The following is a 12,669-nucleotide window of genomic DNA, read 5'->3' as shown; positions in this document are numbered from 1 at the left end:
GGGAGAAGTTATCATGGTTCATCAGCACTACGGTACACAGACAGTAAACCGCGGCGCAGTTATGCCGGGCATGCTCGTCAAACACAATGATTCGACCTGGACTGCATCAGCTAATGCGCGCGGTCGCTTGTATCTCCAGCGCGGCATGGAGAGAACCTACATAAAAGACTTACTGGTTGAGGTTTATCTAAACGGTGTAGGACATGGCCTTAGCCATTAACGGAGGGGGTTATGCAGGAGAAAAAATGCGCATACTGCCGCAAGCCGATCGAGCAAGGGAAGAAAGTTAAAAACGAACTGCTCTTCATCCACGGCTCGCAGTTGAAACGCGAGCAACGTGATTACTGTTCAGTACGTTGTGCTTCATACGACCAGATGGCCCACGAGTCATAACGTAAAAACCCGCCGAAGCGGGCCTGTACGTCCGGTGCCACCAACCAAAGTACACCGGAAATTACACAAAACCAATGAACACCCAATGGGCGCTACCAATGGCCCGGGGATTATACATCCAAAATTGAGGATCTCATATGGAATTCTTCTACGTGGTTAAAGCCACTCAGAAATCTGGCAAACCAGATGCAGTCGTCTGGTTCACTGCGAAAACCGAAGCCCGCGCCAATCTTCGACTCGACGTTGCGCTGGAAGAGGCAGAAATCGAAACCGGTCGCGGGCAGGACTACAACAAACCTGCACGTACTAATTTTCCGGTAGTTGATGATCTTCCAGAAGAAGGCGTTGTGGATTTAACCTGGTGCGATCGCTATGAGCTGAAAGAGGACGGCATCAACTGGGAAAAAATAGTGGTGGCCGAAGTACCCGCGGCGACGGAAGTCACCGCGAACGGCGGCGAAACCATTGACCCTGATCTCAGGGTTGATGCGGACGACGACGATAAAACCGAATATCCGGTTGCAGAAATGGCCTTCAGCCGTCGACTGCTCTCGCAGTTCATCAGCGATGCGACAGCCCATCACATCAATCATTCTCAGCGTGTTCAGATTATCAAGCTGTCACAGGATGATGAAAACCACTATGTCCAAAACCTGCTTCTTGCGGTCAGAAATGTCCCCGAGCTGGAAAAGTTAAGTACGGCGCAGCTCTGGAAATTCACTGACGCAATCAAAACTGTTTTCCATACAGAAAAACGTCATGAGCTGTCAATCGTCCTCCGTTTCACCAGAATATGGGCTGCAAATGATTACATTGACCGTGGCATCCTGGCTCGCGAGTGGGCTGCCGGTAATCGCATCAGTAGCGTGCAGCGTACTGATTCCGGAACCAATGCCAACGGCGGTTACGTCACTGACCGTGGCGAAGGTGCACACCACACGCTGGATACTCTCGATTCAGAGATTGCCTGCGCCCTTCTGCCTATGGACTTCAACCACTTCGAGATCCCGGGCAGCATTCTTCGTCGCGCTAAAGAAATCGTGACCAAAAAAGAAGAGCCGTGGAAATCATGGAGCACCATTCTGCGCAATCAACCCGGCGTTCTTGGCGTTAACCGCACAGCTATTTTTAACCTGATACGTATCGCGCCGGAAAATATTCACCTGACGCCGGTTGCTCATCTGGAGTTCGTTAACCAGACCATGACAGCTGAGTTCAATTCCGCGGTTGAGTTATTGCCATTGCATGAAGCTGAGCCCGCAACACAGGGTATTCCCCAACCTGAAAGTAAGGAGCCTCCGCGCAAATCCTTCTGCACTCACGAAGAGTACCTGAAACGCGTGTGTGAAGAAGGAGCACGCCGCCGCGCAGAGGAGGCGGCAGCACAACCACATAAAGCCGAACAAGAACTGGTTAAAAATGTCGGAAACGGAATATTCGACGTTACGGCTTTACTGCAGAACTCAGCAACTCATGGCACGAAAAAGGCTACGGAAACCACCAGCAATGTGCAGGTTCAAGAAACTGTCAGTGATGAAAAACAGGTTGGTAATGAAATGCAGTCAGGCGAAAGCAGTCTGGAAACTGGTGAAGAGTCACATCCCGGCCAGCAGGCCGATGTAAACCAAAATACGGAATCTGTCGCCCAAAATAGCGATTCTGTAAACCAGACTGAACCAGTTTTGGCACACGCCGAGCCAGAGGCGCAATCTGACGAACAAGCGGTTGTTTACCCCGCTTACTTCGAGCCTGGTCGCTATGAAGGTCTGCCGAACGAGGTTTACCACGCCGCCAACGGCATCAGTTCCACCCAGGTAAAAGATGCGCGCGTTTCGCTGATGTACTTCAATGCGCGCCACGTTGAGAAAACCATCGTCAAAGAGCGATCCGCAGTGCTGGACATGGGAAACCTGGTACATGCGCTGGCGTTGCAGCCAGAGCAGCTCGATGAAGAATTTAGCGTTGAACCCGTAATTCCGGAAGGCGCATTTACCACCACGGCAACGATCCGCTCGTTTATTGATGCGTACAACGCCAGCCTGCCAGCGCAACTGAGCGCAGACGATATCAAAGCTTTGCTGGAAAAGTACAACGCCACCCTGCCAGCGCTGGTGTCGCTGGGCGCTGGCCTGGATGAAACGGCGCAGAACTATATGGCGCTGCCAGCTGAATTCCAACGTATCGATGCAGACCAGAAGAAGACAGCAACAGCAATGAAGGCGTGCATCAAAGAGTACAACGCCACCCTGCCAGCGCAGATTAAAACCAGCGGCAGCCGCGACGCGCTACTCGAACAACTTGCGATTATCAATCCTGACCGGGTCGCGCAGGAAGCTCAGAAGCTGCAACCGCTGAAAGTCTCTGGCACGAAGGCCGATCTGATTCTGGCAGTGAAAGCTGTCAACCCGGAAGCCGTATTTGCCGACGAACTGATCGATGCATGGCGCGAAAACCCGGAAGAAAAAGTACTGGTTACCCGCCAGCAACTGAGTACCGCATTAGCCATTCAGAAAGCCCTTCTTCAGCACCCGACCGCCGGCAAGCTGCTGACTCACCCGAGCCGAGCCGTTGAGGTGAGCTACTTCGGGTTTGACGACGAAACTGGGCTGGAAGTCCGTGTGCGTCCGGATCTGGAAATCGACCTGGACGGCGTGCGTGTCGGCGCAGACCTGAAAACCATCAGTATGTGGAGTGTTAAGCAGGAAAGCCTGCGCGCCAGGCTACACCGGGAAATTATTGAACGTGATTATCACCTGAGCGCGGCTATGTACTGCGAAACCGCGGCGCTGGATCAGTTCTTCTGGATATTCGTCAACAAAGACGAGAACTACCACTGGATCGCCATTATTGAGGCATCCGCAGACCTGCTGGAACTGGGCATGCTTGAGTACCGCAAAATGATGCGCGCTATTGCAACCGGCTTCGACACTGGGGAATGGCCAGCGCCGATCATTGATGATTACACCGACGAACTTAACGACTTCGACCTGCGCCGCCTTGAAGCGCTGCGACTGGCTTAATGGAGGATTTGACCATGCAAAATACTAACATCATCACGACTGAGCAGGCTCCAAATACCATTTCTGCCAGTAACGCAGTATTCAACGTTCAGGCTCTCGGGCAGTTGACCGCCTTTGCTGACTTGATGGCGCAATCAGCGGTAACCGTTCCTGCGCACCTGGCGGGTAAGCCCGCCGACTGTATGGCGATCGTCATGCAGGCGATGCAGTGGGGCATGAACCCCTACGCCGTTGCGCAGAAAACACATCTGGTTAACGGTGTGCTGGGCTATGAGGCTCAACTGGTCAATGCCGTGATTGCCAGCTCAAACGCCATCAAGGGCCGGTTCCATTATCGCTATGGCGGAGAGTGGGAGCGCTGCACCCGCACGCAGGAAGTCACGCGGGAGAAACACGGGAAGAACGGGAAATACAATGTCACCGAGCGCGTGCGCGGATGGACTGATGAAGACGAAATCGGCCTTTACGTCGAGGTTGGCGCCGCCCTGCGCGGTGAGACTGAAATCACCTGGGGTGAGCCGATCTACCTGTCAGGTGTTGTCACTCGCAACTCGCCGCTTTGGGTGTCGAACCCGAAACAACAGATCGCGTACCTGGCTGTGAAGTATTGGGCCCGCCTCTACTGCCCTGAGGTCATTCTTGGCGTCTACAGCCCTGATGAAGTTGATCAGCGTGAAGAGCGCGAAATTAACCCGGCACCACAGCGTATGAGTCTGACCGAAATCGCCGATGGAAAAGCCGATGCGTCCACAGGCTCACAGGAACCAGTAGTGAGCATCGACGCTATCGCCGATGGGTTCCGCGCACGCATCGAAACAGCAGAGACACTGGAATCAGCCTCCGCTGTCGGTAACGACATCAACGAAGCAAAAGCCACGCTCGGCACTGCGCTGTTCACCGAGCTGAAGAATAAGGCGACACGCCGCTATCACCAGGTTAACGCCAAAAACAAAGTTGACGCAGTGATCAACTCGCTGCCGCAGCCGGGTGAACCTGATGCTGCAGAGCGGTTCGCCGAAGCTGAGCGAACGCTGGCCGCCGCGAAACGCCATCTCGGCGACGAGCTGCACGACAAGTACAGCATCACCCTCACGGATATGAAACCGGAATACGTGGGCTAAAGGAGGCGGGAGGGTTCGCCCTCCCGGTAACGACATGAGCAAATCATTAAATGCACGTTGCATCCGTCGATGGACTATTGAATTTAAAGGCCGCTGCGACTCGAAATACAGCCCGTATTGGCGCAAACGTGACCTCCGGGGTTATATCCGTGAAGCTGCGCTAACAACGGCTTCCTGCATGGTTGAGCGTATGGCAGAAGACAACGCCAAGTTTGACTATGAAGGCACAACTATTGGCTGGTCGCCAGAGTTTTCTGCCTGGTACGACGAACGCCGGGAACAGTATCTCAAAGAGGCACTAACTTTCCTCGATGAAGAAGCTACTACCGACGAAATCGACGAAGAAATACAAAACGAGCTGGAGGCCTGGAATGACTGAGCGCGGAATGATTTTCAATGTTCACCAGGTGCGCGCCCTGCTTGATGGAAGCATGGCGCAGGTTCGCCGAGTGATGAAATCGCAACCTGACGAAGATGGCCTGGCGAAATTAATCGATGGACCATGGATTGATACCAGCGAGCAAATTTATCTGTGCCCGTTCGGAACTGTGGGTGATCGCCTTTGCGTCAGAGAACCATTTTCACGTCTCGCCTCATTTAACTTTTTCAACCCTGCAGTGCCGCATGAAGTTCCAGATTTCTGGTATTGGGCCGATGGTGATCCAGAATGGGGAGACTGGACTCGGCCACAATCTGGCGCAGTAATGCCTCGCGCCGCAAGCCGAATCACTCTGGAGATAACCGGAATCCGCGTCGAGAGACTTCAGGCTGCTGATGAATCAGACTTGCTGAATGACCTTGGCGACATGCTTGAACACTGCGACACCGTAGCGGGACACGCCTTTAATCATGCCGAACATTATGCAATCGCTGGCGTTTCGGTTGGGATGTGCCCAGAAATGCATGGCTTCAAAGCGTGGTGGGACAAGGTTAATGGCTCTGGCAGCTTCGACGCCAACCCTTGGGTCTGGGTAATCGCATTCAGACGGATCGATGGGGGTAACCATGAAGCTGATTAACCGCGGCAGCAAACAGTCCCCACTGGCGCACCGGGCATGCGACATAGCACTGGCGACACATGCAGAGCGCTACGGCGACTACGGACGCAGCAAAATGAAAGAGACGTACACCGTCAGAGTGGAAGGTGTAAAGGTCTGGGTTGAGGTGGTGAACCGGAAGGCGAGCTACGTGGCCACGGCGATGACAGGTATGCGTCGGCTGCGCTCGTGCGGGCAGAGGAGAAATAATGATGACATCTGAAATGGCAATTCCAGCGAAAAAGGCGGCTGAAATTCTGGATGTTTCAACCAGGACTATTTACCAGTTGATTAACTCAGGGCAGTTGGCCGGTAAGAAGATAGGCAATAAGTATCGAACAACCGCATCAGCATGCCTTGCATATTTGTATTCCCCGCAAGAAACTAAACAGGCGAACGCGGGTGATCATAAAGGAGATAATTTATGTCAATCACCCTCAGAGGCGGTGTGTGGCACTGTCATTTCTTTACGCCGTCAGGAAAAAGAGTTAGACGCTCTCTTGGTACGGGGGACAAAAAGCAAGCGCAGGAACTGCACGACAAACTGAAGGCAGAGGCGTGGCGGGTAGATAAGATAGGGGATCTTCCGTCCAGATCTTTTGAAGAATGTTGCATCCGCTGGATACGGGAAAAAGAGCACAAGCGTGCTCTTGATGATGACAAAACCAAGATAGAGTTTTTTCTGCAACATTTTTCGGGCAGGGACATTTCGTCTATTACGGCGAATGATGTATACGGCGTCGTCGAAGGGATGACCAACAGAAAACATTATCAGAACTGGGTTAGCAGCAGGGACGCTGCAATCAGGAAAGGAAAGGAACCACCGGAATACAAGCCAAAGCTGGTTAGCCAGGAGACAAGGGCACAGCATCTGTCATTTATGCGGGGTCTTTTCCGTATAGCTGAGAAGGACTGGCTCTGGATAAAGGATGCACCTGTTATCAAGGTGAGAAAGCCAGGGAGCAAGCGTATCCGCTGGCTCACTAAAGATGAGGCCTCACGGCTAATCGAATGCGTTTCTGATGATTTAAAGCCGGTCGTTACTTTTGCGCTGGCGACAGGACTTCGGCGCTCTAACATTATCAACCTGGAATGGCAGCAGGTCGATATGCAAAGGAAAATTGCCTGGGTAAATCCAGAGGACGCTAAAGCGGGAAAGGCTATCGGCGTAGCCCTGAATGATACCGCATGCAAAGTGCTTCGCGATCAGATTGGAAAACATTCCAGGTGGGTTTTTGTCTACACGAAAGCAAAACATCGACCTGATGGAACAATCACCCCCGCAGTCAGGAAAATGAGTCTCGGTAACCATAAAGGATGGGATGCGGGTCTGAAGCGAGCCGGAATCGAAAATTTTCGCTTCCACGACCTGCGCCATACCTGGGCAAGCTGGCTGGTTCAGTCCGGTGTCCCGTTATCCATTTTACAGGAAATGGGTGGATGGGAATCGATTGAAATGGTCCAGAGATATGCGCACCTGGCCCCTAATCATTTAACGGAGCACGCACGGAAAATTGATCTGATTTTTGGAAGCAGCGACACAAATACGACACAGGAAATAAGTCAGGCAGGATTGAGGATAGCGTAATTCATTGATTTATAATGGCGCGCCCTGCAGGATTCGAACCTGCGGCCCACGACTTAGAAGGTCGTTGCTCTATCCAACTGAGCTAAGGGCGCATTACACCGCGAGATGCTGTAATCGCGTGAATTATACGGTCAACCCTTGCTGAGTCAATGGCTTTTGAACCGGTTGCTGAACAAGTGTACGGCGGTGTCTATTTATCTCACCATGAGAGCAAGGAAACACATATCCGCCCTCAGTCTGGGACAGGTAAACCTGTTTTCATTGATAAAGAGTACAATTTTCTTACGTTACGAAAAATTGTGCGTTTATATGAGCCGGGTAACTATCAAACCAGCAACTCTCTGTTGCCAAAAAAACAGCGGATTACAGATAGTCCAGAAAACGAAACCTGACAGCGCGCCCCGCTTCTGACAAAATAGGCGCATCCCCTTCGACCTACGTAACAGATGGAATCCTCTCTCTGATGGCAGCAAAGATTATAGATGGTAAAACGATTGCGCAGCAGGTGCGCTCCGAGGTTGCTCAAAAAGTTCAGGCGCGTATTGCAGCCGGACTGCGGGCGCCGGGACTGGCCGTTGTGCTGGTGGGTAGCAACCCTGCATCGCAAATTTATGTCGCAAGCAAACGCAAAGCTTGCGAAGAGGTGGGATTCATCTCCCGCTCATACGACCTTCCGGAAACCACCAGCGAAGCAGAGCTGCTGGAGCTTATCGATGTACTGAATGCCGACAACACCATCGATGGCATTCTGGTACAACTGCCATTACCGGCAGGTATTGATAACGTCAAAGTGCTGGAACGTATTCACCCGGACAAAGACGTGGACGGTTTCCATCCTTACAACGTCGGTCGTCTGTGCCAGCGCGCGCCGCGTCTACGTCCCTGCACCCCGCGCGGTATCGTCACGCTGCTTGAGCGTTACAACATTGATACTTTCGGCCTCAACGCCGTGGTGATTGGCGCATCGAATATCGTTGGCCGCCCGATGAGCATGGAACTGCTGTTAGCAGGTTGCACCACCACCGTGACTCACCGCTTCACTAAAAATCTGCGTCATCACGTAGAAAACGCCGATCTGTTGATCGTTGCCGTCGGTAAGCCGGGCTTTATTCCCGGTGACTGGATCAAAGAAGGCGCAATTGTGATTGATGTCGGCATCAACCGTCTGGAAAATGGCAAAGTTGTGGGCGACGTCGTGTTTGAAGACGCGGCTAAACGCGCCTCATACATTACGCCTGTTCCGGGCGGCGTTGGCCCGATGACGGTTGCCACGCTGATTGAAAACACGCTTCAGGCGTGCGTTGAATATCATGATCCACAGGGTGAGTAACATGGCGACATTTTCTTTAGGTAAACATCCGCACGTTGAACTGTGCGACTTGCTGAAACTGGAAGGCTGGAGCGAAAGCGGCGCGCAGGCGAAAATCGCGATTGCCGAAGGCCAGGTGAAAGTCGACGGTGCGGTTGAAACGCGCAAACGCTGCAAAATCGTCGCCGGTCAGACAGTGAGTTTTGCAGGTCACAGCGTACAGGTTGTTGCCTGATCCCTTTCCCGGCCTGTATCAACAGGCCGGTTCTCTTTTCAGACTTTTGCCCTCTACGCCCCGTTCATCCATGCTGATAGCATCGACATTTTGCCGAAGCGACCATCATGCCAACCGTTATTACCCACGCAGCCGTTCCCCTATGCATTGGTTTAGGGTTGGGTTCGAAAGTCATCCCTCCGCGTCTGTTATTTGCCGGAATCGTCCTGGCGATGCTGCCCGATGCCGATGTATTGTCGTTTAAATTTGGCGTTGCTTACGGCAATGTTTTTGGTCATCGCGGGTTTACCCATTCGCTGGTGTTTGCGTTTGTTGTCCCGCTGTTATGTGTGCTGATTGGACGTCGATGGTTCAGGGCTGGGCTGATTCGCTGCTGGCTGTTTTTAACCGTCTCATTGTTATCGCACAGCTTGCTGGATTCGGTAACCACTGGCGGTAAGGGCGTTGGCTGGCTGTGGCCGTGGTCAGATGAACGCTTTTTCGCTCCCTGGCAGGTGATTAAAGTCGCGCCGTTTGCGTTGTCTCGTTACACCACGCCGTACGGACATCAGGTGATAATTTCTGAATTGATGTGGGTGTGGTTGCCGGGGATGGTGCTGATGGGAATGTTGTGGTGGCGCAGGCGATAACCGGATGCGAGAACTCGCATCCGGCAATAGCGCAATTACTTACGACGCCAGGTGGTCCCTTGCGGGCCATCTTCCAGCACGATCCCCATCTCGTTAAGACGGTCACGCGCCGCATCTGCCGCCGCCCAGTCTTTCGCTTTACGGGCATCCAGACGCTGTTGAATTAACGCTTCAATCTCAGCCACTTCGCTGTCGTCTGCCTGCGCACCGCTTTGCAGGAACGCTTCCGGTTCTTGCTCCAGCAGGCCCAATACAGCGGAAAGTTTACGCAGGTGAGATGCCATTGCGTTCGCCGCTGCCATATCTTCTGCTTTCAGACGGTTCACTTCACGCGCCATATCAAACAGCACGGAATAGGCTTCCGGGGTGTTGAAATCATCGTCCATCGCTTCAATAAAGCGCGCTTCAAACGCTTCGCCACCAGCAGGAGCAACGGTTTTGTCTGTACCGCGCAGCGCAGTGTAGAGACGCTCCAGCGCCGCACGCGCCTGCTTCAGGTTCTCTTCGCTGTAGTTCAGCTGGCTGCGATAGTGGCCCGACATCAGGAAGTAACGCACGGTTTCCGCGTCGTAGTATTTCAGCACATCGCGCACGGTAAAGAAGTTACCCAGCGATTTGGACATCTTCTCGCGGTCAACCATCACCATCCCGGAGTGCATCCAGTAATTCACATACTGACCATCATGGGCACAGGTGGACTGCGCGATTTCGTTTTCGTGGTGTGGGAACATCAGGTCAGAACCGCCGCCGTGGATATCAAAGTGGTTACCCAGCTGCTTGCAGTTCATTGCCGAACATTCAATGTGCCAGCCAGGACGGCCCGCGCCCCACGGAGACGGCCAGCTCGGTTCGCCCTCTTTCGACATCTTCCACAGTACGAAGTCCATCGGGTTGCGTTTGTCGTCGACCACGTCAACGCGCGCGCCTGCCTGCAACTGGTCGAGATCCTGACGCGACAGCACGCCATAAGTCGGATCGGTCGGGACGTCGAACATCACGTCGCCGTTGTCCGCCACATAAGCGTGACCTTTGGCGATCAGTTGTTCAGTGAGTTCAATAATTTCTGCGATATGGTGCGTCGCACGCGGCTCCATATCCGGGCGCAGAATGTTCAAAGCATCAAAATCTTTGTGCATTTCGGCGATCATGCGATCCACCAGCGCCACAAAGCTTTCGCCATTTTCATTGGCGCGCTTGATGATTTTGTCGTCGATATCGGTAATGTTACGCACATACTTCAACTTATAGCCGAGGAAACGCAGGTAACGCGCAACCACGTCAAAGGCAACAAAGGTACGCCCGTGACCGATATGACAGAGATCGTAAACGGTGATTCCACACACGTACATGCCGACTTCCCCGGCGTGAATAGGCTTAAATTCCTCTTTTTGGCGTGTCAGAGTATTGAAGATTTTTAGCATCGAAGATTCCGTTTAGACATGTGTGGGTAATTGAGTTGCGTATAATACCCATATTTCCCGCGCGAATCAGCATACATTGCGAGATGATCCGATCGTGCGGTTATGCTATAACACCACCCTATATATGACCCGAACCGGGTTGAAGCACCAATCAAACGGAACAGGATGCAAAAATGGTTACTTTCCACACCAATCACGGCGATATTGTCATCAAAACTTTTGACGATAAAGCACCTGAAACAGTTAAAAACTTCCTGGACTACTGCCGCGAAGGTTTTTACAACAACACCATTTTCCACCGTGTTATCAACGGTTTTATGATTCAGGGCGGCGGTTTTGAGCCGGGCATGAAACAAAAAGCCACCAAAGAGCCGATCAAAAACGAAGCCAACAACGGTCTGAAAAACACCCGTGGTACGCTGGCAATGGCCCGTACTCAGGCACCGCACTCTGCAACTGCCCAGTTCTTCATCAACGTGGTTGATAACGACTTCCTGAACTTCTCCGGCGAGAGCCTGCAAGGTTGGGGTTACTGCGTGTTTGCTGAAGTGGTTGAAGGCATGGACGTAGTCGACAAAATCAAAGGTGTCGCTACCGGTCGTAGCGGTATGCACCAGGACGTGCCAAAAGAAGACGTTATCATTGAAAGCGTGACCGTTAGCGAGTAATCGTGGCGACACTCTTTATTGCAGATCTTCATCTCTGCGTGGAAGAACCGGCGATCACCGCCGGTTTTCTGCGTTTTTTAGCGGGAGAAGCCCGCAAGGCCGACGCGCTGTATATTCTTGGCGATCTGTTTGAAGCCTGGATTGGCGACGACGATCCCAGCCCGTTTCATCGCCAGATGGCGGCTGCGATCAAAGCGGTATCCGATTCCGGCGTTCCCTGTTATTTCATTCATGGCAACCGTGATTTTCTGCTCGGCAAACGCTTTGCCCGTGAAAGCGGCATGACGTTATTGCCGGAAGAAAAGGTACTCGAACTTTATGGTCGTCGGGTATTGATTATGCATGGTGACACGCTGTGCACTGACGATGTGGGTTATCAGGCTTTTCGCGCTAAAGTCCACAAACCCTGGTTGCAAACGCTATTCCTCGCCCTGCCGTTGTTTGTGCGCAAACGTATTGCCGCGCGAATGCGAGCAAACAGTAAAGAAGCCAACAGCAGTAAATCGCTGGCGATCATGGACGTTAACCAAAACGCGGTGGTCAGTGCGATGGAAAAACATCAGGTGCAATGGCTGATTCACGGGCATACCCATCGCCCGGCAGTGCATGAGCTCATCGCCAATGCGCAACCGGCTTTTCGCGTGGTACTCGGTGCCTGGCATACGAAAGGTTCAATGGTGAAAGTCACGGCAGATGACGTTGAATTAATTCATTTTCCCTTCTGAACACGAATGAATAGATTCTGAAAAAGCGCCGGACTAACGCAACCTGTATATCTTTTTCTGAGCCAGCAAGGTAATAAATCCCCGAGTGAAATAACAACAGGGAATATTATTATGCAACGCTGCAACGGATTTTTGATTTCTGGCATCGCCCTTACGGCAGGTGCACCTCTGTGTATTAGCTGGTTCGGTCTTGTCGGCTTCTATTTTGGCGCATTGTCGCTGGTAGCTGCGGCGGTCATTTCGTGGATAGTCTATTTCTGGCTCATTTATTTAGTACTCACCCGCCCTCACAACCAACGCTTTGTAGAAAGATTTATATTGATTGTTGGTATTTGCTTTTTTCCGTGGAGCATTGTGCTGATATGGGCATTCTTTGCCAGTTCAGCCAGAGCGCATAATCAACACGCAGAGCAGACTAAAAACTCAACAACTGACGGTTAATTCCGCCTACGCAACCGTTTTCCTTGCTCTCTTTCCGTGCTATTCTCTGTGCCCTCTAAAGCCGAGAGTTGTGCACCACAGG

16 protein-coding genes, 1 tRNA gene and 1 pseudogene are annotated in these 12,669 nt (G+C 52.3%); 16 read left to right on the top strand and 2 right to left on the bottom strand.

Going from position 1 to position 12,669, the window contains the following annotated elements:
* Positions 1-13 precede the first annotated feature (13 nt).
* From FEK66_RS02565 to FEK66_RS02530, 9 genes and pseudogenes are all read left to right on the top strand, one after another.
* Positions 14-220: a cell division inhibitor protein gene (locus FEK66_RS02565; protein ID WP_135494244.1), complete on the top strand. Its 207-nt coding sequence runs from the start codon at positions 14-16 to the stop codon at positions 218-220.
* An 11-nt stretch (positions 221-231) separates the two neighbouring features.
* The gene (locus FEK66_RS25590) at positions 232-393 is read left to right on the top strand and encodes a YdaE family protein (protein WP_167854229.1); all 162 of its coding nucleotides are present in this window, start codon (positions 232-234) and stop codon (positions 391-393) included.
* Positions 394-530: 137 nt separating this feature from the next.
* On the top strand, positions 531-3,413 hold the full coding sequence (locus tag FEK66_RS02560) for a RecE family exodeoxyribonuclease (RefSeq protein ID WP_135494246.1): 2,883 nt from the start codon (positions 531-533) through the stop codon (positions 3,411-3,413).
* Positions 3,349-4,534 (top strand): annotated as a pseudogene (locus FEK66_RS02555) (RecT family recombinase). The gene FEK66_RS02560 and the pseudogene FEK66_RS02555 overlap by 65 nt, the downstream one beginning before the upstream one ends.
* Positions 4,535-4,568: 34 nt before the next feature.
* The gene (locus FEK66_RS02550) at positions 4,569-4,913 is read left to right on the top strand and encodes a hypothetical protein (protein WP_135494248.1); all 345 of its coding nucleotides are present in this window, start codon (positions 4,569-4,571) and stop codon (positions 4,911-4,913) included.
* Positions 4,906-5,553 carry a hypothetical protein gene (locus FEK66_RS02545; protein ID WP_135494250.1) on the top strand — a complete coding sequence of 216 codons (648 nt, stop codon included), beginning with the start codon at positions 4,906-4,908 and terminating at the stop codon, positions 5,551-5,553. The genes FEK66_RS02550 and FEK66_RS02545 overlap by 8 nt, the downstream gene beginning before the upstream one ends.
* Positions 5,540-5,794 carry a DUF4060 family protein gene (locus tag FEK66_RS02540; protein ID WP_135494252.1) on the top strand — a complete coding sequence of 85 codons (255 nt, stop codon included), beginning with the start codon at positions 5,540-5,542 and terminating at the stop codon, positions 5,792-5,794. The genes FEK66_RS02545 and FEK66_RS02540 overlap by 14 nt, the downstream gene beginning before the upstream one ends.
* On the top strand, positions 5,781-6,119 hold the full coding sequence (locus tag FEK66_RS25850; RefSeq protein ID WP_135494254.1) for a helix-turn-helix domain-containing protein: 339 nt from the start codon (positions 5,781-5,783) through the stop codon (positions 6,117-6,119). Before FEK66_RS02540 ends, FEK66_RS25850 begins: the two co-directional genes overlap by 14 nt.
* Positions 6,002-7,159, top strand: coding sequence for a site-specific integrase (locus tag FEK66_RS02530; RefSeq protein ID WP_240782931.1), 1,158 nt, complete (start codon positions 6,002-6,004; stop codon positions 7,157-7,159). The genes FEK66_RS25850 and FEK66_RS02530 overlap by 118 nt, the downstream gene beginning before the upstream one ends.
* A 15-nt stretch (positions 7,160-7,174) precedes the next feature.
* Here the strand turns inward: FEK66_RS02530 and FEK66_RS02525 are convergent.
* Positions 7,175-7,251 (bottom strand) — tRNA-Arg (locus FEK66_RS02525).
* A 57-nt stretch (positions 7,252-7,308) separates the two neighbouring features.
* Between FEK66_RS02525 and FEK66_RS02520 the strand changes: the two genes are divergently transcribed.
* The 4 genes from FEK66_RS02520 to FEK66_RS02505 all read left to right on the top strand — a co-directional run bounded on the left by FEK66_RS02520 (position 7,309) and on the right by FEK66_RS02505 (position 9,332).
* Entirely contained in the window at positions 7,309-7,551 is a 243-nt protein-coding gene (locus FEK66_RS02520; protein ID WP_130206377.1) for a hypothetical protein, read from the top strand.
* 71 nt (positions 7,552-7,622) lie between these two features.
* On the top strand, positions 7,623-8,489 hold the full coding sequence (gene folD / locus FEK66_RS02515) for a bifunctional methylenetetrahydrofolate dehydrogenase/methenyltetrahydrofolate cyclohydrolase FolD (RefSeq protein WP_064529024.1): 867 nt from the start codon (positions 7,623-7,625) through the stop codon (positions 8,487-8,489).
* A 1-nt stretch (position 8,490) separates the two neighbouring features.
* Complete coding sequence (ybcJ, locus tag FEK66_RS02510) at positions 8,491-8,703, top strand: ribosome-associated protein YbcJ (protein ID WP_000190288.1); 213 nt, start codon at positions 8,491-8,493, stop codon at positions 8,701-8,703.
* A 107-nt stretch (positions 8,704-8,810) separates the two neighbouring features.
* Positions 8,811-9,332, top strand: a complete 522-nt coding sequence (locus tag FEK66_RS02505; protein ID WP_112036600.1) for a metal-dependent hydrolase — start codon at positions 8,811-8,813, stop codon at positions 9,330-9,332.
* A gap of 35 nt (positions 9,333-9,367) precedes the next feature.
* On the opposite strand, the gene cysS is transcribed toward FEK66_RS02505, so the two are convergent.
* Positions 9,368-10,753, bottom strand: coding sequence for a cysteine--tRNA ligase (gene cysS / locus FEK66_RS02500; RefSeq protein ID WP_000912345.1), 1,386 nt, complete (start codon positions 10,751-10,753; stop codon positions 9,368-9,370).
* A gap of 173 nt (positions 10,754-10,926) precedes the next feature.
* Between cysS and ppiB the strand changes: the two genes are divergently transcribed.
* From ppiB to FEK66_RS02485, 3 genes are all read left to right on the top strand, one after another.
* Positions 10,927-11,421, top strand: a complete 495-nt coding sequence (gene ppiB / locus FEK66_RS02495) for a peptidylprolyl isomerase B (protein ID WP_000256002.1) — start codon at positions 10,927-10,929, stop codon at positions 11,419-11,421.
* A 2-nt stretch (positions 11,422-11,423) separates the two neighbouring features.
* On the top strand, positions 11,424-12,146 hold the full coding sequence (lpxH, locus tag FEK66_RS02490; RefSeq protein WP_130206371.1) for a UDP-2,3-diacylglucosamine diphosphatase: 723 nt from the start codon (positions 11,424-11,426) through the stop codon (positions 12,144-12,146).
* A gap of 111 nt (positions 12,147-12,257) precedes the next feature.
* Positions 12,258-12,587 (top strand): hypothetical protein, encoded by a 330-nt coding sequence (locus FEK66_RS02485; RefSeq protein WP_130260270.1) that lies wholly within the window; start codon positions 12,258-12,260, stop codon positions 12,585-12,587.
* The last annotated feature ends 82 nt before the right edge of the window (positions 12,588-12,669 follow it).

It is taken from the genome of Escherichia sp. E1130 (assembly GCF_005781065.1).
In the GTDB taxonomy this organism is placed as follows: domain Bacteria; phylum Pseudomonadota; class Gammaproteobacteria; order Enterobacterales; family Enterobacteriaceae; genus Escherichia.
The sequence above is the reverse complement of the archived record's forward strand: the minus strand, read 5'-3'. Positions and strand labels throughout refer to the sequence as shown.